19 protein-coding genes are annotated in these 22,460 nt (G+C 66.6%); 5 read left to right on the top strand and 14 right to left on the bottom strand.

Annotation, left to right across the window (positions count from 1 at the left end; translation table 11 throughout):
• Positions 1-18 precede the first annotated feature (18 nt).
• Both GTP77_RS01405 and GTP77_RS01400 read left to right on the top strand, forming a co-directional pair.
• Positions 19-1,146, top strand: a complete 1,128-nt coding sequence (locus tag GTP77_RS01405) for an acyl-CoA dehydrogenase family protein (RefSeq protein ID WP_161070369.1) — start codon at positions 19-21, stop codon at positions 1,144-1,146.
• Positions 1,146-1,859, top strand: coding sequence for a response regulator (locus tag GTP77_RS01400; RefSeq protein ID WP_161070368.1), 714 nt, complete (start codon positions 1,146-1,148; stop codon positions 1,857-1,859). Before GTP77_RS01405 ends, GTP77_RS01400 begins: the two co-directional genes overlap by 1 nt.
• Here the strand turns inward: GTP77_RS01400 and GTP77_RS01395 are convergent, their stop codons facing one another.
• From GTP77_RS01395 to GTP77_RS01385, 3 genes are read right to left on the bottom strand one after another with little or no spacing between them, the layout of a single operon-like run.
• The gene (locus tag GTP77_RS01395; protein ID WP_371869306.1) at positions 1,860-2,528 is read right to left on the bottom strand and encodes a hypothetical protein; all 669 of its coding nucleotides are present in this window, start codon (positions 2,526-2,528) and stop codon (positions 1,860-1,862) included. It lies immediately after the preceding gene.
• A 26-nt stretch (positions 2,529-2,554) separates the two neighbouring features.
• Positions 2,555-3,439 carry a MipA/OmpV family protein gene (locus tag GTP77_RS01390; protein ID WP_229202026.1) on the bottom strand — a complete coding sequence of 295 codons (885 nt, stop codon included), beginning with the start codon at positions 3,437-3,439 and terminating at the stop codon, positions 2,555-2,557.
• 9 nt (positions 3,440-3,448) lie between these two features.
• A complete protein-coding gene (locus GTP77_RS01385) occupies positions 3,449-4,369 on the bottom strand; it encodes a hypothetical protein (protein WP_161070366.1) in 921 nt (306 codons plus the stop codon).
• 132 nt (positions 4,370-4,501) lie between these two features.
• Between GTP77_RS01385 and GTP77_RS01380 the strand changes: the two genes are divergently transcribed.
• A complete protein-coding gene (locus GTP77_RS01380; RefSeq protein ID WP_161070365.1) occupies positions 4,502-5,803 on the top strand; it encodes an ATP-binding protein in 1,302 nt (433 codons plus the stop codon).
• Here GTP77_RS01380 and GTP77_RS01375 read toward each other — a convergent pair.
• The 4 genes from GTP77_RS01375 to GTP77_RS01360 form a co-directional block, all read right to left on the bottom strand.
• Complete coding sequence (locus tag GTP77_RS01375) at positions 5,784-6,701, bottom strand: YihY/virulence factor BrkB family protein (protein WP_161070364.1); 918 nt, start codon at positions 6,699-6,701, stop codon at positions 5,784-5,786. The genes GTP77_RS01380 and GTP77_RS01375 overlap by 20 nt on opposite strands.
• A gap of 146 nt (positions 6,702-6,847) precedes the next feature.
• Complete coding sequence (locus GTP77_RS01370; RefSeq protein ID WP_228894134.1) at positions 6,848-7,948, bottom strand: S66 peptidase family protein; 1,101 nt, start codon at positions 7,946-7,948, stop codon at positions 6,848-6,850.
• Positions 7,949-7,958: 10 nt separating this feature from the next.
• Positions 7,959-10,658, bottom strand: a complete 2,700-nt coding sequence (locus GTP77_RS01365; protein ID WP_228894135.1) for a TonB-dependent receptor — start codon at positions 10,656-10,658, stop codon at positions 7,959-7,961.
• 215 nt (positions 10,659-10,873) lie between these two features.
• Positions 10,874-12,679: an ABC transporter substrate-binding protein gene (locus tag GTP77_RS01360; protein ID WP_161070361.1), complete on the bottom strand. Its 1,806-nt coding sequence runs from the start codon at positions 12,677-12,679 to the stop codon at positions 10,874-10,876.
• A gap of 208 nt (positions 12,680-12,887) precedes the next feature.
• On the opposite strand from GTP77_RS01360, the gene GTP77_RS01355 reads away from it, so the two are divergent.
• Both GTP77_RS01355 and dacB read left to right on the top strand, forming a co-directional pair.
• Positions 12,888-14,132, top strand: coding sequence for a spore maturation protein (locus tag GTP77_RS01355; protein ID WP_161070360.1), 1,245 nt, complete (start codon positions 12,888-12,890; stop codon positions 14,130-14,132).
• A gap of 2 nt (positions 14,133-14,134) precedes the next feature.
• Positions 14,135-15,751, top strand: coding sequence for a D-alanyl-D-alanine carboxypeptidase/D-alanyl-D-alanine endopeptidase (dacB, locus tag GTP77_RS01350; RefSeq protein ID WP_161070359.1), 1,617 nt, complete (start codon positions 14,135-14,137; stop codon positions 15,749-15,751).
• 40 nt (positions 15,752-15,791) lie between these two features.
• Here dacB and GTP77_RS01345 read toward each other — a convergent pair whose 3' ends face one another.
• The 7 genes from GTP77_RS01345 to GTP77_RS01315 all read right to left on the bottom strand — a co-directional run bounded on the left by GTP77_RS01345 (position 15,792) and on the right by GTP77_RS01315 (position 22,428).
• Positions 15,792-16,370 carry a cytochrome C gene (locus tag GTP77_RS01345; protein ID WP_161070358.1) on the bottom strand — a complete coding sequence of 193 codons (579 nt, stop codon included), beginning with the start codon at positions 16,368-16,370 and terminating at the stop codon, positions 15,792-15,794.
• Positions 16,371-16,544: 174 nt separating this feature from the next.
• Complete coding sequence (locus tag GTP77_RS01340; protein WP_161070357.1) at positions 16,545-17,141, bottom strand: PEP-CTERM sorting domain-containing protein; 597 nt, start codon at positions 17,139-17,141, stop codon at positions 16,545-16,547.
• Positions 17,142-17,299: 158 nt separating this feature from the next.
• The gene (locus GTP77_RS01335) at positions 17,300-17,908 is read right to left on the bottom strand and encodes a M15 family metallopeptidase (RefSeq protein WP_161070356.1); all 609 of its coding nucleotides are present in this window, start codon (positions 17,906-17,908) and stop codon (positions 17,300-17,302) included.
• 2 nt (positions 17,909-17,910) lie between these two features.
• Positions 17,911-18,813, bottom strand: a complete 903-nt coding sequence (locus GTP77_RS01330; protein WP_161070355.1) for a LysR family transcriptional regulator — start codon at positions 18,811-18,813, stop codon at positions 17,911-17,913.
• 98 nt (positions 18,814-18,911) lie between these two features.
• Positions 18,912-19,772, bottom strand: a complete 861-nt coding sequence (locus GTP77_RS01325; protein ID WP_161070354.1) for an N-acetylmuramoyl-L-alanine amidase — start codon at positions 19,770-19,772, stop codon at positions 18,912-18,914.
• A gap of 22 nt (positions 19,773-19,794) precedes the next feature.
• Positions 19,795-20,712 carry an N-acetylglucosamine kinase gene (locus tag GTP77_RS01320; RefSeq protein WP_161070353.1) on the bottom strand — a complete coding sequence of 306 codons (918 nt, stop codon included), beginning with the start codon at positions 20,710-20,712 and terminating at the stop codon, positions 19,795-19,797.
• 66 nt (positions 20,713-20,778) lie between these two features.
• Positions 20,779-22,428, bottom strand: coding sequence for a glycoside hydrolase family 10-like protein (locus GTP77_RS01315; RefSeq protein ID WP_229202025.1), 1,650 nt, complete (start codon positions 22,426-22,428; stop codon positions 20,779-20,781).
• Between the last annotated feature and the right edge of the window lie 32 nt (positions 22,429-22,460).

Raw genomic sequence — 22,460 nt, 5'->3', positions numbered from 1 at the left:
CAACAACGAAAGCACAGAATGATACTGAGCGAAGAACACCAAATGATACGAGACGCCCTGCGCAGCTTTTCGCAGGAACGCCTGGCGCCCAACGCGGCGCGCTGGGACAAGGAGCACCACTTTCCGAAAGAGGAACTGAAGGAGCTGGCGGCGCTGGGCGCCTTCGGCGTGGCGGTGCCCGAAGAACTGGGCGGCGCGGGACTGGACTACGTGTCCCTGGCCCTGGTGCTGGAGGAAATCGCGGCCGGCGACGGCGGCACGTCCACCGTCATCTCGGTCAACAACTGCCCGGTGTGCAGCATCGCCATGATGTACGCCAACGAGCAGCAGAAGCAGCAGTGGCTGCGGCCCCTGGCGCAAGGCGACATGCTGGGCGCGTTCTGCCTGACCGAACCGCACACCGGCTCGGACGCGGCGGCGCTGCGCACCACGGCCACGCGCGACGGCGACGAGTACGTGATCAACGGCGTGAAGCAGTTCATCACCAGCGGCAAATACGCCGACGTGGCCATCGTCATGGCCGTCACCGACAAGGCGGCCGGCAAAAAGGGCATCAGCGCCTTCTGGGTGCCGACCAGCGCGCCCGGCTACATCGTCGCGGGCCTGGAGCAGAAGATGGGCCAGCACTCCTCGGACACGGCGCAGATCCTGTTCGAGAATTGCCGCATCCCGGCCGCGAACCTGATCGGCGAGGAGGGCATGGGCTACAAGATCGCCCTGTCCGGCCTGGAGGGCGGCCGCATCGGCATCGCTTCGCAGTCGGTGGGCATGGCGCGCGCGGCCTACGAGGCGGCGCTGAAGTATGCGCGCGAACGCGAGACCTTCGGCAAGACCATCTTCGAGCACCAGTCGGTGCAGTTCAAGCTGGCCGACATGGCGACCCGGATCGAAGCGGCGCGCCAGCTGATCCTGCACGCGGCCTCGCTCAAGGACGCCGGCCAGCCCTGCCTGAAAGAGGCGGCCATGGCCAAACTGTTCGCCTCCGAAATGGCGGAGCGCGTGTGCTCGGATGCGATCCAGGTGCACGGCGGCTACGGCTATGTGTCCGACTTCCCGGTCGAGCGCATCTACCGCGATGTGCGCGTGTGCCAGATCTACGAAGGCACCAGCGACATCCAGAAGCTGCTGATCGCGCGGGCGCTGTAATGGCGACGCGGCTGCTGCTGGTGGAGGACGACGCGCGCCTGTCGTCCCTCGTGGCGGAGTACCTGGCCGCGTATGAGTTCGAGGTGGAGGTGGTGGCGCGCGGCGACCAGGCGCTGCCGCGCTTCCACGCCTTCGCGCCCGACATCGTGGTGCTGGACCTGATGTTGCCCGGCATGGACGGCGCCGACGTGTGCCGCCAGCTGCGCGCACTGGGCGCCACGCCCATCCTGGTGCTGACGGCGCGCGAGGATGACTACGACCAGGTGGCGCTGCTGGAACACGGCGCCGACGATTTCATCAACAAGCCGGTGCAGCCGCGCGTGCTGCTGGCGCGCCTGCGCGCGCTGCTGCGGCGCGCCGGGTCTGCGGCCAACGGCGTTGGCGCGGCGCTGCCAGCCGCCGCGCCGGGCACGCTGCAATTCGGCGCGCTGTGCATCGCCACCAGCGACCGCGAGGTGCGCTGGCGCGGCACGCCGGTGCTGCTGAGCGGGAGCGAATACAAGCTGCTGCTGGTGCTGGCCGAGGCGGCGGGCACGGTGCTGTCGCGCGACGCGCTGCTGAAAAAACTGCGCGGCCTGGAGTTCGACGGCATGGACCGCAGCATAGACAACAGCATCTCCAAGCTGCGCCGCCGCTTCGACGACCACGACGCGGAAAGAATCAAGACGGTGCGCGGCGAGGGCTATCTGTTCTCGCCGTCCGCCTGGATCTAGCTACTGGTACAGCGGCACGATCGCCAGCGGCGCGCTGGCGCTGACCACCTGGCCCTGGGCCGGCGCCGCATCGAAGCGGTAGTTGACGACGCTGAAGCCGGCGCCGGCTTCGTCGGGGAATGCCGGGCCGTCGCTCACCGGCAGCGGTGCGCTGTCCTGCGCGCCTTGCCGCAGCCGCAATTGCGCCTCGCCCTTGCGCGCAAAAACAAACCTCACCCCCACGCACTGCCCGCCGCGGAACGCAGCGTCCGTGGCGCGCTGGTAGGCCTGCGCCTGCTCGCAGGCGGCGCGCAGGTCTGCCGCTTCGTAGACGCCGTCCGCACGCACCACGATGGAGACGCGCGGCCGCAGCACATAGCCGGACAGCTTGCGGTTCAGCACCAGCACCGCGTTGTCGTCATAGGCCGCCTTCAGCAGCGGAAACACGGTGCGCCCGAGCGGGTCCAGCGGCAGATTGAGCTGGCTGCCCCTGGCGTTCAGCGTCAGGCGCAGGCCGTCCAGCGTGCCGGCGCCGTCCCTGGGACTAATCTGGAAGTGGTTTTGCAGGAAGTGCTTGGGCTTGCCGTACTTCTCGAACACCACCATGCTGCGGTAGGCGTCGCGGTAGCTGAACCATTCGCCGTCCGGCACTTGCGCCGCCAGCCAGGCCGGCAGCAGCAGCGCGCACACGCACAGGAGTCGCCTGGGGTTCATATTCAGAAGCGGTAGGCCAGCGCCGACCACACCGTGACGGTGGCGGGACGCTCAACCACGGGGCTGGCTTTGGCGTCGCCCGTCAGCCGCACGGCATGCGCGCCGCTGGTGAGCATCCAGGACGGCGCCAGCGCCCAGTTCCAGCGCACGCCGGCATGGACGTCCTTGACGCCGCCGCCCGGCGCATAGGCCGGCCGCGTCAGCGCCGTGGTGGCCAGCGCTTGCGCCGGGCTGACGCCGAACAGCGCGCGGTTGTAGCTGGCGTCCGCCAGCGTGACGCCGGCGGTGAAGGACAGCGTGTGGTAGGGCGCGACGGTGGTGGCGATGCGCTGCACGTCCAGCGTGGCGCGCAGGCCGTCGCGCTCCTGGCCGGCGCCGTACAGCACGCTGTTGGCCAGGCGCCACTCGGGCGACAGATACCAGGTGAGGAAAGCGCCCGCCTCCAGCCGCCTCGGCACGTCCGGCATGCCGCTCAGGCGCGTGAGGCGGCCGTCCGGCCCCATGGCCAGCGGCGGCAGGGCGGTGTTGCTGCCGGAGCCGCTCAAGCCGCCCCCGGTGAGCGCGCGTCCCCGCTCGCTGCGGCCCGGATGCAGCGACAGCAGCGGCCCGTATTCCAGGCCGGCGCGGTCCGACCAGTGCATGCCGGCGGTGGCGCCGGAAATGAACACGCCGTTGCTCCATTCCGCCTGCAGCACCGGCATCAGCATCAGGTGGCGGCTCGTGCCGCCCTCGTAGCGGCTGGCGCTTTGCAGGCCCAGGCCCACATACATGTCCCGGCTGCCGTCCGGCATGGGATTGGCGACAGGCGTTTGCGCGGCCGCGCCGCTGCAAACACAGGCGGCCAGCATGGCTGCCGAGATCAGGGTGGGGGAAATGGACGCGTGCATGCCGCCATTCTATATGGTCGGTGCGGGCAGGCGCTTGCTGATGAACACCACCGGCTCGTCGCTGCGGTCCACCGTGACTGCGGCGCCGCGCGCGGTGAAAGCGGCGATGCACAGCACGGCGGGGCCCGGCGGCGTGTAGGTGCTGGTGACGTACAGCTTGCCGTTCACGCGCGAGACGTCCTCCAGCTGGTTGCCGTCGCAGCCGCTCTCCACGCCGTAGAAGGCGAACAGCACCATGGACTTGCCGAAGTCCACCGGCGGCAGCGGCGTGCCGGGTACGCTGTAGCGCGTCCACAGCTGGGTCCAGGCTGCGGCGTCCTTCACCACCACGGTGGTCGGCTGGCGGTCCGTCACGGCCGGGTTCAGGCTGAGCGCGATGCGGCTGTTGACCAGCGGCTGCGGCTCGATGCGGGTGAACTGCACCTTGGCGCTGGCGGGCGCGTCGCTGCGGTCCAGCACGGCGAGCACGCCTGGGCTGGTGAACTCCGGCTTGCACAGCGCGATGGTCACCAGGCGACCCAGGTCGTATTCCACCGCCAGTTTGCCGTCCGCCAGCGCGGTACGGCTGATGGTGACGGAGCGGCAGCCGTTCTGCTGCTTGCCGGTGAACACGCCGACCACCACCTTGCGGCTGAAATCGATCTTCGGCGGCGGGTGCAGGCTGCTCAGGTTCCTGTGCCCTTCGTTCCACAGCGCTTCGAAGGAGGCCGTGTCGGAGAGCACCACGGTGCGTTCGTCGTCGATGGCGGTAAAGGCGTTCTGCCACAGGATTTCAAAACCGAGGCTGGCGGAGGGCGCCGGTTCGCCCACGGCGATGGGGGCGGTCTGGCCGGCGGCCGGGGCGCCTTCCGCGCCGCCGCTGCCGCTGCCGCACGCGGCCAGCAGGACTGCGCCCAGGGCAACGACGGCTGTGCTCAACAATTTGTTCATGGTGGCTCCTTGATTGGTAATAATGCCATCTTAGGCAAGCCGCCGGTTTGCTTCCTCCTTGCCATGTCGGTCAATTGTCATCAATTTGTAAGCACGCGGGCTGCGTCGCGGCATTGCCTATAAACTAAGACCATGAACCGCCTGTTCTTCCGCTTCTTCGTGCTGGTCATGCTGGCCATCACGGCGGCGACCTTTGCCATCTATTTCGCGATCAGCCGCCTGTACGGCGATCCGCTGGAGGACATCGCCCGGCGCCAGGCGGCGGCCGAGGTATTCCTGCTGGAGCACTATATCGACCAGGCCCCGGCCGACGAATGGCTGGTGAGGCTGAACAAGGTGCGCGAGGTGTCCACGGTGCGCTACGAACTGCTGCCGCTGGACGACGCGAGCGCGGCGCTGTCGTCCGCAGAGGCGGCCCTGCTGCAGCGTGGCGGCATGGTGTTCCGGGTGGCGGACAAGGCCTTCCTGCGCCGCGTGGACCTGGCCGGCGCGCGCTACATCGGCAGCGAGGCGGACGTGCTGCGCGCCGAGGGCCTGCCGATCAATATCGCGCAGGCCTTGCAGCAGGAGGCGCTGCGCTACGCCATCGTGGCGCTGGCCTTGCTGGTGCCGATTGCGCTGTGGTCGCGCGCGCACTGGCGCGGCATGCAGGCGCTGGCGCGCGTGGCGGACGACTTCGGCGCCGGCCAGCTGTCGGCGCGGGCGCGCATGCCGGCCAGCGCCAGCATCTATCCGCTGGCCGAACGCATGGATTTGATGGCGGACCGCATCGAGCAGCTGATGGAGGCGCAGCGCGCGCTGCTGCATTCGGTGTCGCACGAGGTGCGCACGCCCATCGCGCGGCTGGAATTCGGCCTGGAGCTGCTGCGCGCGGCGGCGGATGATCCGGCGCTGGAGCCGCGCATCGCCGCCATGGAGCTGGATCTGCGGGAACTGAACGCGCTGATCGGCGAGCTGCTCGGCATGGCCAGGCTGGACAGCGGCCAGGCCATGCAGCGCCAGCCCTTCGAACTGGCGCCCGCACTGCGCAGCTGCGTGGCCGCCCAGCCGGACAGCGCGCGCATTGCCCTGCGCATCAGCGACGACAGCCTGGGCCAGCTCGACGGCGACAGCCGCCTGCTGCTGCGCGCGGTGGCGAACCTGCTCGCCAACGCGGCCAAATACGGCGCCGGCCAGGTGCGGCTCAGCGCCGCGCGCGAAGGCGGCGCCATCGTCATTGCGGTGGAGGACGACGGCCCCGGCATACCCGTGGCCGAACGCGAGCGCGTGTTCGAGCCCTTCTACCGGCTGGACCGCAGCCGCGGCCGCGCCAGCGGCGGCTTCGGCCTGGGCCTGGCCATCGCGCGCAAGGCCGTGGCTTTGCATGGCGGCGCGGTGCGCGTCGAGGACAGCGAACTGGGCGGCGCCCGCTTCCTTATTTGCCTGCCGGCCTGAAGGTGCGCAGCGGCCGCTCCGCCTCGTCCTGCTCGTTGCGCCCGACCCGCTCGAATTCCGAAATCACCTGGGCGCCGAACAGCAGCAGCGCGGCGGCAATCTCCAGGCTGAACATGACGACGATGGCGGTCGTCAGCGAGCCGTACACGATATTGACCTGGGACAGGGTGCTGAAGTACCAGACCAGCACATGGCGCGCCGCTTCCCACAGCAGCGCAGCCGTCACGCCGCCGATCAGCGCATGCGCATAGGACAGGCGGCCCACCGGCATCACCAGGTAGATCGAGCTGAGCATCAGCACTTCGCCGATCACGCCCAGCATATAGAGCAGCACGCCGGACACGCCGTGCAGCGACCAGCGGTAGCCGAGGAACTGCAGCTCCTCCTCGCCTATCACCTGCAGGCTGCCGGCCACCAGCGTGACCAGCAAAATGCCGATGCCCAGCGACAGGATGTAGCAGTAGGGCAGGATGGCGGAGATGAGGAAATGGCGGCGCCGCACCGCCACCCGGTGCAGGAAGATCACGCACATGGCGTTTTCCAGCACCGTGAAGGCCAGCGAGCTGAAGAACAGCATGGTAAGCGCCAGCAGCCAGCCGATCACGCTGCGCTGCGCCAGGAACTGGCCCACTTCCGCCACGATGGCGCGCGACTGGCCGGGCACCAGCCATTCGAGGTAGTGGCCTATGGTGTCGAGCAGTTCGGCCGGGTCCAGCCAGTGCGACAGCACCACCACCACCAGCATCAGCAGCGGTACGATGGACAGCAGGGAGTAATAGGCGACGGCGCCCGCCAGCAGCAGCCCCTGGTTGGCGCGGAAGCCACGGATGCATTGCAGCGCGAAGTCCAGGGGATGGCTGGCCACCCAGGCGGCGGCCTTGCTTGTGAGGATGCGCATGGGGCCATTCTACGCACGAGCTGCAATGGCTGGCGCGCAACAGCGGCGGCGCGGCGGCGGGTTACGGCGCCATGCGCCTAACCCGCCCTACGAACAAGGCGGCAGCCGTAGGGCGGGTTAGGCGCGGAGCACCGTAACCCGCCATCTCAGCTGACCGCCGGCTCCAGCAGGGTCAGCGTCTGCTGCTCCGCGTCCAGCGTGGCGCGCACGCCCATGGGGATGGTGAACTGGTGGCGGATGTGGCCGAAGGAATAGCCGGCCACGGCGGTCTGCTCCAGCGGCAGCAAATGCTGGTCCACCGTCTCGTTGAGCGTGAGCGAAATATCGTCGTCCTGGTTTTCGCAGTTCTCGAAGATGCCCAGCATCACGCCGGCGGTGTTCTTCAGGCCCTGGCTCAGCTGCAACTGCATCAGCATGCGGTCGATGCGGTAGGGCGCTTCGTTCACTTCTTCCAGGAACAGGATGCTGCCCTTGATGTCGGCCGCATACGGCGTGCCTTCCAGCGCCGTCACCAGGCACATATTGCCGCCGGTGAGATGGCCGGTGCACTGGCCGCCGTGCACCGTGCGCACCGTGTACTGCGGCTCGGCCACCGCCTTGTGGGCGTTGTCCTGCGACATGGAGATGGTGTAGCGCTGGTGCGGCGTCATCAGCACGTTTTTCAGCTGCGTCACCGCGTATTCGGAGAAGGTGGACGAGGCCACAGGCCCGTGGAAAGTCACCAGCCCGGCATGCTTGTTGATGGCCAGGTGCAGGGCGGTAATGTCGGAATAGCCGATCAGCACCTTGGGATTGGCGCGTATCAGCTGGTAGTCGATATGGGGCAGCAGCGAAATGCAGCCCGAGCCGCCGCGGATGGCCCAGATGGCGTTCACTTGCGGGTCGGCGAACATGCCGTGCAGGTCTTCCAGGCGCTGCTCCACCGTGCCGCCGTAGTTGCCGTGCACCGCGTTGATGTGCTCGCCCAGCTTGACGCGCAGGCCCAGCGACTCGATGTTGCGCACGGCTTTTTCTATGGACTTGGGACTGGTGTGGCCGCCTGGCGCGATGATGCCGACCAGGTCGCCCGGCTCCAGGCGCGGCGGCTTGGTCAGCTGCGGCTTGGTCATGGCGTTGTTTCCTTGCGAGGGGGGGCGGCGGCGGGTAGCCGCCGTGGCGGGGAGCGACACGGCGGCAAAAGCGGCCCCGGCGGCCGAGGCCACCAGGCCGCCAAAGCGGCGCCGGCTGAGGGAGGAATTAGTCGGCACCGCTATGCACTTACATGAACTTGTACTTGAGGTTGACCGACAGGGAACGGCCGCGTGCATCCGCCACGCGTGGATCCCAGCCTGCGCCCACTACTTCATCCACGTTGTGCGCGGTGAACGGCGGAGTCTTGTCAAACAGGTTCAAGATGCCCACCGTGATGGTGGTGTTCTTGTAGCCGGTGTAGGTGCCGCTCAGGTCATACTTCTCGTAGTGCTTCACGCGCGGCACGAAGCCGGCCGGCGGGGTGCCCTTGCCGCCGTTCGGTACCTGGTCGTTGTAGCCGGTGGAGAAGTTCTGCGTGAACAGCGCGCTCCAGTCGCCCTTCGCTACGCTGATGCTGGCGTTGTGCTTCCAGCGCAGGTAGATGTCGCGGCTGTTGAAGATGCCGACGTTCTCCTTGAACGGCTGGCCTTCGAACTCGGCGAACTTGAAGCTCTTCATGTAGGTGCCGTCCAGCTTGGCAACCCATTTGTAGCCGTCGTATTTGCCGTCGGCCTGCAGGCCCAGGTCGGCGCCGCGGGTTTTCAGGCCGGCAGCGTTGATCCAGCCCGCTTCCACGTGGTCGATCACGCCGGCCGAGTTGCGGATGATGTACTCAGGCAGATATTGCCAGTTGGCCAGCACCACTTGCGGCGTACGGTTCAGGATACGGTCCTGGATGTTGATGGCCCAGAAGTCCAGCGAGGCCGAGAAGCCGCGCACCGGTTCCACCACGATACCCAGGGTACCCTGTTTGGAGGTTTCCGGTTTCAGGTTCGGATTGCCGCCGGTGTTGTAGTTCAGGCGAGGAATCGCGCAGAACAGCGGATTGCCCGGATTCTTGGCGCAGCCTTCCTGGTCGATAATGCCGTTCGGCAGTTCCTGCGACAGGCGGCCGGCGTACAGCTGGGTGAAGCTCGGCGCCAGGAAGCCCTTGTTGGCCGAACCGCGCAGCACCAGGTTGCTGGTCGGCTGGTAGCGGAACGACACTTTCGGGTTGGTGGTGGCGCCGATCACGCTGTAATCGTCGCGGCGCACGGCCAGCTGCACTTCCAGGTCCTTCATCACCGGCACCAGCATCTCGGCGTAGAAAGCGCGCACGTCGCGCGAGGCGCCGCTCAGCGCGGCATTGCCCGGCGACAGCAGGATCTTGGTGGCGTCCACGTCCTGGCCGAAGTCATAGGTTTCCTTGCGCAGGTCGAAGCCGGCCGCCATCGACACGGCGCCGGTGGGCAGCTGGAAGATTTCACCCGAGACCGAGCCGTCGAACTGGGTCATGGTGGTCTTGCCGTGCTGGAAGGCGCCGATGTACTTGGTCGACTCGATCAGCTGCATGGCTTCGGCGGTCTGGCTCTGGCCAGGCGCCAGCCATGGGTTGATCTTGCCGGTGCCCAGGGCTGCGTAGATCTTGTCGGTGTAGCCGTAGCCGTCGATCAGCGCGGTCTTGGTGGTGCTCTCGGCGCGCGACAGGCCCAGCTTGTAGTCCCACTTGCCCATGATCTGGCCTTCGGCGGCCAGCAGCACGCGGAAGTTTTCCGTCACGTTGTTCTGGGTGCGGTCGCCCCACGGGGTGCTGCGCCATTTGTAGATGATGGGCTTGGTCTTGTCGTAGGTCGGAATGTACTGCGACAGGTCCTGGTAGTACGGGCCGTTGACCGGGTAGGCGTTGCCGTTGGCCAGGCTGGTGGAGATCTGCACCGGGGTCAGCGAGGCGGTGGCTTCGGTGCGCGAACCCAGCACTTCGAAGAAGACCTTGTGGTCGTCGTTGATCTTCAGCGTGCCGCGCGACACGGCGTTGGTGCGCTCGACCGGGAAGCTGATCACGTAGTCGGCGCCGTAGTCGTAGGCGCAGGAATACTTGGAGCGGGTGACGGCGGTAACGTCCTTCCACAGGTCGCTCTGGTACTGCGACATGCCGGGAATGGAATCGCACTTGCCTTGCAGGCTCAGCAGGCCGGCCTGCAGATAGGTGGTGGCGTCGCCCGGCATTTTGAAGCCGGTGCCCAGCGCGGTGCCGGCGCCGGTCAGGATGTTGGCGAACGGGGTGCCGGTGGTGTCCGGAGACAGGCCGCGCGATGGCTGGAAGCCGTTGGCGAAGTCGCGCTGCTTGGAGCTCAGCTTGTCGTTGTTGTCGTGCGTGGCGGACACCATGATGTTCCAGCCGTCTTTTTGCAGGTCGCCCAGGCCGCCCAGCGCGGAGACGCGGCGGTTCATGCCGCCGCCGTGCTCGGTGCCGTTCAGGGTGGTGGACAGTTCCAGGCCCTTGTAGTCGGTGCGCAGGATGAAGTTGACCACGCCGCCGATGGCGTCGGTGCCGTAGATGGCCGAGGCGCCGTCTTTCAGGATTTCCACGCGCTGGATGGCGCCCAGCGGGATCGAGTTCAGGTCGACCGCCTTGCCCGAGGCGCCGTGGTTGCCCACGCGGCGGCCGTTCAGCAGCACCAGCGTGGCGTTCGGGCCGAGGCCGCGCAGCGAGGCGAAGGAAGCGCCGCCGGAGACGCGGTCGGCGTCGGCGCCGAACACGTTATTACCGGAAGTCATATTGTCGGCGCCGGTGCCGCTGGCCGAAATGGTGCGCAGCAGCTGCTCGGTATCGGTGATGCCGGCTTTTTCAATCGCGTCGTAAGTCAGCACCTGCACCGGCAGCGCGCCTTCCTTGGCCACGCGCTTGATGCTGGAGCCGGTGATTTCCACCCGCTGGATTTGCTGCGGGGCAGCTTCCTGAGCCATCACAGGGCCTACTACACCTATCAGCGCAATCATCTGCGCGAGTTTTTTAACCTTCACCGTACTCTCCCTATTTAAACAAACTCTTGACCGCCCGCACCGGGCACGGCGTCTTGCGCGCCGCATTGAAAATTCAGAGTAGCGCTTTGCACTCCACGCTATCCAATGAAAATACCTCACTTAACCATAACTTTTAGGAATGAATAAGATATTTTCAATCAGGGCGCCATTTTAGTGAGCTGATTCCGCTCTGCAATGTCCAAATCCACATAACGCCAATTTGTGAACTCCACCGGGTGGCGCTTGTAGTTTTTTAGCCACGGTTGCTGGATATCGGCCGAAATCGGATGGGTCAGCAGCACCCAGGGGTTATAGGCGTGGATCAGCTGGTTCATCTCGCGGTACAGCACGCGGCGCTCCGGCGTGTCACCCAGCTTGCGCGCCTGCTCGTAGCGGCGGTTGTAGTCCGGCAGGTTGAAGCGGGCATAATTCGCGCGGCCACTGTTGGGGCCGTACAACAATTGCAAGTAGTTGTCGCCATCGGGGAAGTCGGCGATCCAGTTGGTTTCGAACATCATCACCTTGCCCAGGCGCGAAGCCTTGATGATCTCGGTCTTCTTGTCGCTCTTGAACTGCACCTGCAGGCCGATGGCGTTCAGGCTCTTGCGCCACAGCTCGTCGCGCAGCCGGCCCACCATGGACGGCTCGGAATGCATGGTCAGCAGCAGCGGCTGGCCGCCGGGCAGGGTGCGGTAGCCGTTCTTGCCGGTGCGGTAGCCGTAGCGGTCCAGCAGCGCGCGCGCCAGGGCCGGGTTGTAACTGATGGGACTGCGGTAATTGGGGTCATAGCCCAGCACATTGGGCGGCAGCGGCGACTGGGCCGGCAGCGCCAGCCCTTTCTTCAGCAGCGCCACGTCCTCCGGACTGTTGTAGCTCAGCGCAATGGCGCGCCGCAGCGCCACCTTGTCCTTGCTGTAGCCGCCGATGACCGGGTCTTCCATATTCATCCACATGTAGTAGGTCTGCAGCACCGGGAAGGGCGACAGCTGCATGCCTTTTTTCGCCAGCTCGGGCTTGAGCGCGGGCGCGGTGGAGTCCGCGCGCAGCACCATGTCCTTCATCGACTCCGGCACTTGCTCGATATAGTCGAATTCGCCGTTCAGGAAGCCCAGCACGCGCGACTGGTACTCCTCCATGATCTTCACTTCTATGCGGTCCACCAGCGGCAGGCGCTTGCCTTCCAGCGCGGCGGCGGTGGCGCGGAACTCGGGCGCCACTTCGGGACCGGCGTGGAAAACGGTAGCGCGGAAGTCCGGGTTGGCCTGCAGGGTGATCTTGTCGCTGCGCTTCCACTCGCCCACCACGAAGGGGCCGGTGCCGACCGGGTGGTTGCCCATCTGGGCGCCATAGGCTTCGGCCACTTCGCGCGCCACCACGGCGGTGGCGGGCATGGCGAGGTAGTAGAGGAAATTGGGGTCGGGCGCGCTCAGGCGGATGCGCAGGGTGTATTTGTCCACCGCCTGCAGGCCGGGAATGGCGGTGGCGTAGCTGAATTTGGCTTTCAGGGCCTCGTCGCCCGCCAGCTTGCCTTCCAGCAGGAACAACCAGGGCGACTTCAGTTCCGGGTCGTACAGGCGCTTCAGGCTGTAGACGTAGTCCTCGGCGGTGACTTCGCGCTGCTTGCCCTTGAAGGCGGGGTCGGGCGTGAAGTGGATGCCGGGGATGAGCTGGAAGGTGTAGGTCAGGCCGGCGGCGTCCACCTGCGGCATGGCGCGCAGGGTGTTGGGCTGCAGCTTGACGGGGCGGGCCAGGTAGTCGTAGCGCAGCAAGGGGTCGTACAGGTTTTCCAGCAGGGCCAGGGTGGCGATGTCGGACGCGACGGCCGGGTCCAGGCCGGTTTCGCCGGTGGACAAAAAGGCGTGCAGCACCTTGGGCTCGCCGGCCGCGCCGGGTGCAGCGGCACCGGCGGCGCCAGCCAGCGCCAGCATCACGGCGCCCAGCGCCAGTTTCCATTTACCCGTCATGTATTCCCTCGTTCCTGGTGATTCCCTGGGTGATTCCCCGTTCGGCCACAGGATACGGCATCGCACGGCTGGCTGACCATGAAATCGGACCCGCCGCTTATAACTTTTTTGCATGCGCGGCGTGCATTCTTTCATCGCAGCATAATGCCGTAGCTCTATACTTTGCCTGCAAAATCATCCTGTTACCTTGTTATCGGAAATATCGCCCATGTCGCTTAATTACATCTGGTCCGGCTTCTTTTTGGTGGGCTTTGCCGCCGCCCTGGCGCAGTGGCTGTTTTTGGGCGATAACGAGATCTTCAAGAAAGTCATCGACGGCACCTTCGACTCGGCCAAGATGGGCGTGATGGACATCGCCCTGCCGCTGGCCGGCGTGATGACGCTGTGGCTGGGCATTATGAACATCGGCGAAAAAGCCGGCGTGGTGGGCTGGCTGGCGAAAGTGATCGCGCCCTTCTTCTCGCGCATCTTCCCGGAAGTGCCGAAAGACCACCCGGCCAACGGCCACATGGTGATGAATTTTTCCGCCAACCTGCTGGGCCTGGACAACGCCGCCACGCCCTTCGGCCTGAAGGCCATGGAAAGCCTGCAGACGCTCAACCCCAGCAAGGACGAGCCGACCAACGCGCAGATCATGTTCCTGGTGCTGCACACCTCCGGCCTGACCCTGATCCCGCTGGCCATCATGGCGCAGCGCTCCATCCTCGGCGCGGCGGACGCGGCCGACATCTTTATTCCCTGCATGATCGCAACCTATGTGGCCACGGTGGCGGGCATTATCGCCGTGTCCATCCGCCAGCGCATCAACCTGTTCGACAGCGTGGTGCTGTCCTGGCTGGGCGGCATGACCTCGGCCATCGTCGCGCTGATCTGGTACTTCACGCAGTATCTGAGCAAGGCCGAGATCGCCACCGTCTCCAAGGTGGTGAGCAACGCCGTGCTGATCGGGGTCATCACCATCTTCATCGTCGGCGCGCTGCGCAAGAAGGTGAATGTGTACGAAGCCTTTATCGAGGGCGCCAAGGGCGGCATCCAGACCTCGCTCACCGTGATTCCCTACCTGGTGGGCATGCTGGTGGCCATCAGCGTGATCCGCAACGCGGGCGTGTTCGGCTTTGTCATGAGCGGCTTCAACTGGATCTTCAGCGCCATCGGCGTCAACACCGACTTCGTGCCGGCGCTGCCCACCGCGCTGATGAAACCGCTCAGCGGCAGCGGCTCGAAAGCCATGATGATAGACGCCATGAACACCTACGGCGTGGACTCCTTCGTCGGCCGCCTGGCCTGCGTGTTCCAGGGCTCGGCCGACACCACCTTCTACATCGTGGCGCTGTACTTCGGCTCGGTTGGCATCCGCAAGACGCGCTATGCTATTTCCTGCGGCCTGATTGCCGACCTGGCCGGTGTGCTCACCGCCATCGGCGTGTCTTACGTATTCTTCCATCAAGGATAATTATGTTACGTCGCCTGATCCTGGTTTCCCTGCTGGCCGCCGCCGGCGCTGTCCACGCCCAGCTGCCGGAGCCGGTGGCGCGCGCGCTGCAGGCAGCCGGCATTCCCGAGAGCGCGATGGGCGCCATTGTGCTGCGCGGCGGCACGCCGCTGGTGTCGCACAACCCGGACCGCCCCATGCAGCCGGCCTCCACCATGAAGCTGGTCACCACCATGGTGGGCCTGGACCAGCTGGGGCCGGTGTTCAAGGCGCGCACCGAACTGCGCAGCAGCGCGGAGGTGGTGAACGGCGTGCTGCAAGGCGACCTCTATTTGCGCGGCGGCGCCGACCCGGATTTCAACGAGGACGTGCTGGTGCACATGCTGGAGAAGCTGCGCACCCAGGGCATCCGCAAGATCCGGGGTGACCTGGTGCTGGACCGCCAGCTGTTCCAGCCGGCCCGCACGGACCTGGGCGTGGCGCCGTTCGACGAATCGCCCGAGGCCTACTACAACATCATCCCGGACGCGCTGCTGCTGAACATGAATCTGCTGCGCGTGGACATGACGTCCACCGGCGGCAAGCTCAAGCTGGGCATGCTGCCGCAGCTCGAACGCGTCACGATTGAATCGGACATGACGCTGATCGACGCCGACTGCGCCAAGTGGGAGGACGGCTGGAAGCTGCCGGATACCACGCGCAAGGGCGGCAAGCTCACTGTGCGCCTGCACGGCACCTTCCCGAAAAATTGCAGCAAGACCACCGTGATCAACGTGCTCGAGCGCAACGACTACACCGAGCGCCTGTTCCGCAGCACCTGGGCGCGCCTGGGCGGCACCTTCACCGGCACCGCGCGCGAAGCTGCGGCCGGCGCATCGGCTAGCGCACCGCAAGCCGCCACCCGCCTGCTGGCCGAGCATGTCTCGCGTCCGCTGGCCGAAGTGCTGCGCGACATCAACAAGCCGTCCGACAACGGCCTGGCGCGCACGCTGTTCCTCACCCTGGGTGCGCTGGAGCCGGACCCGGTGCTGGGCAGCCGCCCGATTCCCGCGCTGCGCCTGTCCAGCACGCCGGTCGCCAGCCCCGCCGTGCTGCCGGGCGAATCGCTGAGCAGCGACGCCGTTGCGCCGCCGCCCGCCGATGCGGCGCCCGTCCGCAGCGCCATGGTCCCCGGCGGCGGCGAGGCCGCCACCTCTGCCGCAAGCGCCAACCCGACGGCGGCCCGCGCCGAACAAATCATCCGCGCCTGGATGCAGGGCCACGGCATAGACGACACCGGCCTGGTGCTGGAAAACGGTTCCGGCCTGTCGCGCAGCGAGCGTGTGCGCCCGGCGCAGATGGCCGGCCTGCTGCAGGCGGCGCAAAAGAGTTTATGGATGCCGGAGTTCCTGACCAGCCTGCCGATCGCGGCGGTGGACGGCACCATGAAGCGCCGCCTGAAAGACAGCCCCGCCGCCGCGCGCGCACGCGTGAAAACCGGCACGCTGAAGAACGTGGTCGCCATCGCCGGCTATGTGCCGGATGCAAATGGCGAACTGTGCATTGTGGTGGCCATGATCAACGACGACCGGACCGGCAACGGCAACGGCCGCAAGGCCATCGACGCGCTGCTGGACTGGGTGGCCAGCAGCGGGAAATAGACCGGGCTGCGCGCGAACGACGTGCGCCGGTGGCATGGGCTCATGGCCCGGGGTGGGTATTGTCGGGCAGGGATGGAATCGCTCGCAGGAATTCATAGATCGCGGCCAGGTCGCGGTCGGTCTTCTTGCCGAACACGGGCCAGGGCATGACTTGAACGATGGTGCCGGGCGGATCTTTCGGATTGTGGCCCGTCCGCATCATCTGGACAAACTCGCTCCGCGTCAGTCCCGCCGGTTTGCCGGCGTGGTCCGGGGTGATGTTTGCGGCCGTAATGGTGGGGCCGAAGGTCCGCCCACCTGACAGGTATTCCTCCGCATTCATTCTCTCCGGCTCGCCCTTGAACGGGTCGCTGCCCGGCGAGTAGGCCGGATGGCTGTGGCAGTCGATACAGCCGCTGGTATTGACGATGTAACTGCCCAGCCCGACCAGCGCGCGATTCTTGCCCATCAAATTCAGCTTCACGCCCGGCGGGACAATGTCAAAGCCGCGCTTCACCTGGCTTTCGTCCTCGTCGTCGTGCTCCCTGTACCTGTCCGACGCCGACACCGACAAGGCCGTCGCCGCGATGAACGCAACGGCCAAGCCGGAACGACGGTCCAATCCAAATAATTTCTTCATTTTTACGCCCCTCATCACGAGATTTCGATGGCGAGCCGCGCAGGCCGGTCCATGGCGGCTGCCATTCTGGAAGTCTAATCGGCGCGCAGGGACTTGGCGCTTCGTCGGACCATGGTTTGATCCTGATCAAATGGGAGGGGCGCTGGCGCGCAGCGGCCCAGGCCGCTGCGCACTTCAGGCCTTGCGGCGGCGGCGGGCCACCATGGCACCCACCATGCCCAGGCCCATCAGGGCCAGCGAGGCCGGTTCCGGCACGGCGCGCACCACCACATTGTCCAGCACGCCATCCTGGCTGTTGGTGGGGTTGTTGTTCAGGTCCTGGAAGCGCAGCGTTGCCTGGCTGCCATCGGCCACGAAGTTGAACGTGAAATGGGCCAGAAGGCCAGCCGTGTTGTCATTGACCACATTGTTGATCAGGTCCGTGCTGTTGGCGCCCAGCACCGTCGCGCGCATGCCTTGCGCGCCGCCGGTGGTCACGCCGTAATCGAATTCCCAGCGATAGGTCTGCCCGGCGACAGTGGCAAAGGTCTGCATCAGACGGCCGTTGGTGGGGCCGTCCCCGCTATTGAACACCGCCAGGTAATTGCCGTCGGCAGCGATGCTGCCCGCGCCGAAGTAGCTTCCGGACGCGGCAATACTGGTGGCGACCACGTTGCCGCTGGTGCTCCAGCCGGCCAGGCCGCTTTCAAAATTACCATTGGTGATAAGGCCTGCCTGTGCGGCGTTGGCGGCCAGCAGTGCAACCGTAGCGATCAGCGATTTGATGGTCATGATATTGCCCTTAGTTAATGTGCATTAACTACTTGCAACAATCATGCCCGAGAGAACAATATCCTATTAATCAAATAGTTACCGACAAAAAAAATGTAGTTCTTTGGAGAACTGTAAAGATTCCCGACAGTCGATTGTGAAACGGCGAACAGCAGGCGTCACAGAACGCGGGTGAAGCTGGCGCGTACCTGGACGCGGTCGCCGCAGTCGAAGTGCCACCATTCGCTGTTGATGCCGACGAAGCCGGCCTGGAACATGGCGCCGCGCAGCAGTTCGCGGTTGGCGATCTGCCCGGCGTTAAGCGCGCCGCTCGCCAGCATGGCCGGCTCCAGCGCGGGGTGGGACAGCTCGGTCAGGTCGTCGAAGCCGGTGCCCATGTCCAGCTCGCGGCCCTGCTCGTCCAGGATGGTGATGTCCACCGCCATGCCGTAGGAATGGATGGAGCCGCGCGCCGGGTCGGCCAGGTACATCAGCAGTTCCGTGCCCTGCAGCGCGGCCCACAATTCCTCCTGCACCCGCTGCGGACGCAGCGCGTCGAGCACCAGCAGCTTGCAGCCGGGACGGCGCTCCGCCAGCCAGGCCACGGCCCGCTCCAGCGCGGCCGCCGCGTCGCGGTGCAGCCAGGCGCAGTCGTGCGGGGAATACAAATCGCGGCCGACGAAGTTGTCCGGCGTGGCGTAGCGCAAGTCGATGGCGATGCCGGCGATGCTGCTCAGATGCCGGTAGTCCGGGCTGGACGGCACATCTTCGTTGCGGATGGTCTTCATTGCTAGGCTTTCTTTTCCAGGCAGGCGCGCGCGGCGGTGGCGATGCAGCCGGCCAGCTGGCGCGCGCCGTGCGACAGCGGCGCATGGCCTGCCGTCAACAAATACAGTTGCACGGGAATGGCCGGCGCCCACGGGCGGCGCTGCACCAGCGCGCTGGACGCGGACGCGGCCGTGAACGGGTCGACCACGGCCATGCCGCCGCCCGCTTCCACCAGCGAACGGGCGATCTGGTAGGTCTGCACCACCGTGTGGAACACCGGATGCAGGCCTTGCGCTTCGCACGCGGCCACCACCATTTCGCCCAGCGGGTCGTTGTCGGCGTGGCCGATCAGTTCGCCCACCAGGCCGGGCGCGGCCAGCGGCGTGGCGCAGTCGGCCGCGCTCCAGGTGCCGGCCGGGGCGATCACCGTCATCACGCCCTGCGCCAGCGGCTCGGCGACGATGCCGGGGTGGCGCGGGTCCTGCAGCGACAGGGCCAGGTCGGCTTCGCCCAGGCGCAGCGTGTTGACGATTTCACTGGTGTGGTGGGTGGCCAGCTCGCAGCGCGCGCCGGGGAATTCCCGGCGCCAGGCGCTCACGGCCAGCGGCAGCACGCTGAGCGCCACGGTGGGCGTGGAGACCAGGCGTATGGTTTCCAGCGCGCGCCCCTTGAGGCTGGCCGCCAGGCGGCGTATGCCTTGCAGGTCGCGGTTCAGCTTTTCGGTTTCGGCGAACAGGCGGTGCGCTTCCGGCTTGGGATACAGCTTGCCGCGCACCCGCTCGAACAGGGGCATGCCCAGTTGCAATTCGCAGTGCTGGAGGACCTTGGTCACGGCGGGCTGCGAGATATGCAGCACCTGGGCGGCGCCGCTGATGGTGCCGACCTGCATGATGGCGTGGAACACTTCTATATGGCGCAGCCGCATTGCTCTATCCTCGATCCAGCGCCGCAGAGCCCTCCCTGCGGAATCCGTGCAGGATAGGGGAAAGCAGGGTGCGGCGCAATGGCATTACAGCTTGCAGATTAGCGCACTTCGGCAGGCTGGGCGGCGGGAGCCGGCGCGGCGGGCGCAACAGGCGCGACAGGCGCTACCGGCTTGGGCGCAGCCGTGGGCGCCAGCACTTCCAGGATGGCGGCCGATTCGGCGTCCGGGTTGCCGTCGAAACGGGCCGGACGGTATTTCGACTGGAAGGCGAACATCACGTTGCGGGTGGCTTCGTCCAGCACGCCCGTTTGCGGCACGGCGTAGCCATGCTGGGCCAGCTTCTTCTGGAACCATGCCACGTCCGGCAGCTGGGTTTCAAACACGGCGCGCTGGGCCGCCACCTGGGCGGCGTCCGGCCAGGTGATCAGGCCGGCGGCGGCCAGCTGGTGCCAGGGGAACAGCGGACCCGGATCCTGCTTGCGCTGCGGCGCGATGTCGCTGTGGCCGAGGATGTTTTGCGGCGGAATATTGTGGCGGGCCACGATCTGCTTGAGCAGCGGGATCAGCTGGTCGATCTGGGCCTGGGTGAAGGGACACCAGACGCGGCCTTCCGGCGTTTCCTTGAAACCGCAGTTGACGATTTCGATGCCGACCGACATGGGGTTGAGGTTGCTATACGTCTTCCAGCTGCTCACGCCGGCGTGGTTGGACATGCGCGACTCGTCCACCAGGGTGTAGAACTTCGGCTCGGCCTCGTCGGTCAGCAGATAGTGACTGCTCACTTCCTGCTCGGTGAGGATCTTGATCGAGCGCGGCAGGTCGGACACGGTGTAGTGGATCACGATGAACTTGACGCGGCTGCTCTGGCTGCGCGCGGACAGGCTGTTGTCCAGGCGCGGCGGGGCGGATGCGCAACCGGCCAGCAGGGCGGCCAGGATGATGAGCAGGAATTTATTCAAGGAAGTCTCCGGGTGGCAGTTTTTAATGCTGGGGTTGCGCCGCCATGCGGGCGGCGGCGAAATGGGCCTGGGCGGTCTTGCGGCGCAGCGGCACCTCGGGCGACAGCGTGGCGCGCATGGTTTCCGCGATCAAAGGATGCAGTTCGGCGGCGCGGCCCGCCAGCACCACCGGGCGCACGCCGAAGCGCGACACCAGGGCCGCAGCCAGCCGCGCCAGTTCGCGCCCCGCTTGCTGCAGGATCAGGCGGGCGGCCTGGTCGTGCTCGGCGCTCGCGGCCACCGCCAGCGCCAGCTTGCCCACCTCGCCGCGCTCGCGGCCGTAGATGAACTGGCGCGAGTAGGACCAGTCGCTGCCGCCCACGTAGTCGAACACGGCGCGCGCCATGGCGGAGTCCTGCCAGGCGCCCGGCTCCTCGTCTTCGCGGCGCCAGATGCGGCGCAGCGCTTCGCGCGCGACCCAGAAGCCGCCGCCGCCGTCGTCCAGCGTAACGCCCCGGCCGCCGGCGCGGTGGAACTCGCCGCCCTGGTCGATATAGGCGGCGATGGAGCCGGTGCCGGCGTAGACCAGGTAGCCTTCGCCGGGCTGGAAGCTGTCCAGGTAGGCGATTTCAATGTCGTTGGAAATAATGATGGCGGCCGGGGCGATGCCCAGCAGCTCGGCCAGCCAGGCGGCCAGCAGTTCGCTGTCGCCGCCAAAGCCGGTCAGCCCGGCGCACACGCGCTGCGGGCGGCCACTGGCAAGCACGTCGCCGGCCAGCGCGGCAAAGGTGGCGCGCACGGCGCTACGGCCCGCTTCATTGGCCATTTGCAAAGCCGACAAGCCGGCCACGCTGCCTTCGGCGACGATGGCGCCGGCCGGGTCGGCCAGCGCCCAGCGCGTCTGCGTGCCCCCGGCGTCTATGCCGAGGCCCAGCGTGGTGTCATTGTCGGTTGTAGCCATCAGGACAGTTTATGTGAAAAGCCGCCGCGATTTAATGAAACCTTGGCCGCACACCATACCCGCAGGTTATAGCTGCGCATTGACCTTCACGCTCACGCGTTCGCTCTCGTTGCCCAGGCGGTCGACCGCGCTGACCACCACCGCGCCGGCCTGCACGCCCGCCTCGTCGGCCAGCGTGACTTCGCCGCGCGCGGCCGGGGCCACGGTGAAGCGCCACTCCTCGCCGTAGCGCGCCCAGATGGCGTACAGGGTGGCGTTCTTGCCCGCGCTCAGCTTGAGATCCAGCCCGGCCGCGCCGCGCCGCGCGCCCGCCTTGGGCGCGCCCGGCGCTTCCGAGCCCAGCCAGGGCGAAGCGGGCGCCAGGGCGGCGCTCTGGTAGCTCACGGCCTTGAGCTGGTCGCTGATGCCCTTGCGGTTCTGCATCAGCGCGGCAATGCTGAAGTGGACGTGGCCGTTGGCGCCGGCGCGGCTGCGCGTCACGCCGATCTGCTTGACGATTTCCTCCGGCTCGAAGGACTTCACGCTGCCGTCGATGCGGCTGGTGTACAGGCCGGCCCAGACGTGGCGGCCGTGCGTGTTTTCACGCAGCCAGTAGTCGAGCAGCACGTCGAAGGCCTGCGGCGGCGGCGCGATCGGCCAGTACAGCTGGGGCGCCAGATAGTCCAGCCAGCCGTTTTTCAGCCACAGCTCGGCGTCCGCGTACAGCTTGTCGTACTGGCTGAAGCCGACGATGCCGGGCGGACGGCGGTCCGGACGGCCGATGCCGAAGGGGCTGATGCCGAAACGCACCCACGATTTTTCGCGGTGGATGCCGGTGTAGATCGCTTCGATCAGCTGGTTCACGTTCTGGCGGCGCCAGGAAGCGCGGTCAAGCTGGCCGCCGCCGGCCTGATAACGCTGCCAGGCGGGCTGGTCGGGGAAGTCCAGTTCGGGACGCGGCACGTTGCCATTCGCGCCCGGCGCGCCGGCTTCCAGCGCTGCCGCTTCGCCCGCCGCGCCCGGCGCTTCGATCGGGTAGGGATAGAAATAATCGTCGATGTGCACGCCGTCGACGTCGTAGCGCTTCACCACGTCCAGGATTACGTCCAGCGTGTGTTTGGACGCCTCGGCCTCGCCCGGGTCCATCCACTGGTAGCGGCCATAGGTTTTCACCGTCTGCGGCTTGGTCATGGAAATGTGGTCGCGCGAATTGGCGGACTTGGCGGTGGCGTGGCGCGCGCGGTAGGGATTGAACCAGGCGTGCAGTTCCAGGCCGCGCGCATGCGCCTGGTCGATCCAGAATTTGAGCGGATCGTACATGGGCGAGGGCGCCTTGCCCTGCTGGCCGCTCAGGTATTCGCTCCACGGCTCGAGTTCGGACGGGTAGATCGCGTCCGCGCTCGGGCGCACCTGCAGCACGATGGCGTTCAGGTTGAGCGCGCTGGCGCGGTCCAGTATGGCGATGGCTTCGGCCTGCTGTTTGGCCACCGGCAGGCCGGTGCGGCTGGGCCAGTCGATATTGGCGACGGTGGACACCCAGGCGGCGCGGAACTCGCGCGGCGCGGGCGGCGGCACCGGCCCTGTCAGGCTGGGCACGGCGCCCGGCGCGGCGGGCGCTATCGGGCCGCTGTCTGGAACCGGCGTGAGCGGCGTGGTGGTGCAGGCGGCCAGGAATGCGGCCACTGCCGCTGCTGCGCCGGCGGCCAGGGTCTGCCGCTTTTTCGGGTTAAAAGCCAAGTCCGTATCCTCGATTTAATTAGTGCGCGGTA

Origin of the sequence: Pseudoduganella aquatica, assembly GCF_009857595.1 — a bacterium.
Classification (GTDB): domain Bacteria; phylum Pseudomonadota; class Gammaproteobacteria; order Burkholderiales; family Burkholderiaceae_D; genus Rugamonas; species Rugamonas aquatica_A.
This window is presented reverse-complemented; position numbering and strand designations above follow the sequence as displayed.

What these genes read in the sequence shown, in the direction of transcription:
- GTP77_RS01405 (WP_161070369.1), top strand. Translation starts at nt 19, where the DNA reads ATGATACTGAGCGAAGAACACCAAATGATACGAGACGCCCTGCGCAGC.
- GTP77_RS01400 (WP_161070368.1), top strand. Translation starts at nt 1,146, where the DNA reads ATGGCGACGCGGCTGCTGCTGGTGGAGGACGACGCGCGCCTGTCGTCC.
- GTP77_RS01390 (WP_229202026.1), bottom strand. Translation starts at nt 3,439, where the DNA reads ATGCACGCGTCCATTTCCCCCACCCTGATCTCGGCAGCCATGCTGGCC.
- GTP77_RS01385 (WP_161070366.1), bottom strand. Translation starts at nt 4,369, where the DNA reads ATGAACAAATTGTTGAGCACAGCCGTCGTTGCCCTGGGCGCAGTCCTG.
- GTP77_RS01380 (WP_161070365.1), top strand. Translation starts at nt 4,502, where the DNA reads ATGAACCGCCTGTTCTTCCGCTTCTTCGTGCTGGTCATGCTGGCCATC.
- GTP77_RS01375 (WP_161070364.1), bottom strand. Translation starts at nt 6,701, where the DNA reads ATGCGCATCCTCACAAGCAAGGCCGCCGCCTGGGTGGCCAGCCATCCC.
- GTP77_RS01365 (WP_228894135.1), bottom strand. Translation starts at nt 10,658, where the DNA reads ATGGCTCAGGAAGCTGCCCCGCAGCAAATCCAGCGGGTGGAAATCACC.
- GTP77_RS01360 (WP_161070361.1), bottom strand. Translation starts at nt 12,679, where the DNA reads ATGACGGGTAAATGGAAACTGGCGCTGGGCGCCGTGATGCTGGCGCTG.
- GTP77_RS01355 (WP_161070360.1), top strand. Translation starts at nt 12,888, where the DNA reads ATGTCGCTTAATTACATCTGGTCCGGCTTCTTTTTGGTGGGCTTTGCC.
- dacB (WP_161070359.1), top strand. Translation starts at nt 14,135, where the DNA reads ATGTTACGTCGCCTGATCCTGGTTTCCCTGCTGGCCGCCGCCGGCGCT.
- GTP77_RS01345 (WP_161070358.1), bottom strand. Translation starts at nt 16,370, where the DNA reads ATGAAGAAATTATTTGGATTGGACCGTCGTTCCGGCTTGGCCGTTGCG.
- GTP77_RS01340 (WP_161070357.1), bottom strand. Translation starts at nt 17,141, where the DNA reads ATGACCATCAAATCGCTGATCGCTACGGTTGCACTGCTGGCCGCCAAC.
- GTP77_RS01335 (WP_161070356.1), bottom strand. Translation starts at nt 17,908, where the DNA reads ATGAAGACCATCCGCAACGAAGATGTGCCGTCCAGCCCGGACTACCGG.
- GTP77_RS01330 (WP_161070355.1), bottom strand. Translation starts at nt 18,813, where the DNA reads ATGCGGCTGCGCCATATAGAAGTGTTCCACGCCATCATGCAGGTCGGC.
- GTP77_RS01320 (WP_161070353.1), bottom strand. Translation starts at nt 20,712, where the DNA reads ATGGCTACAACCGACAATGACACCACGCTGGGCCTCGGCATAGACGCC.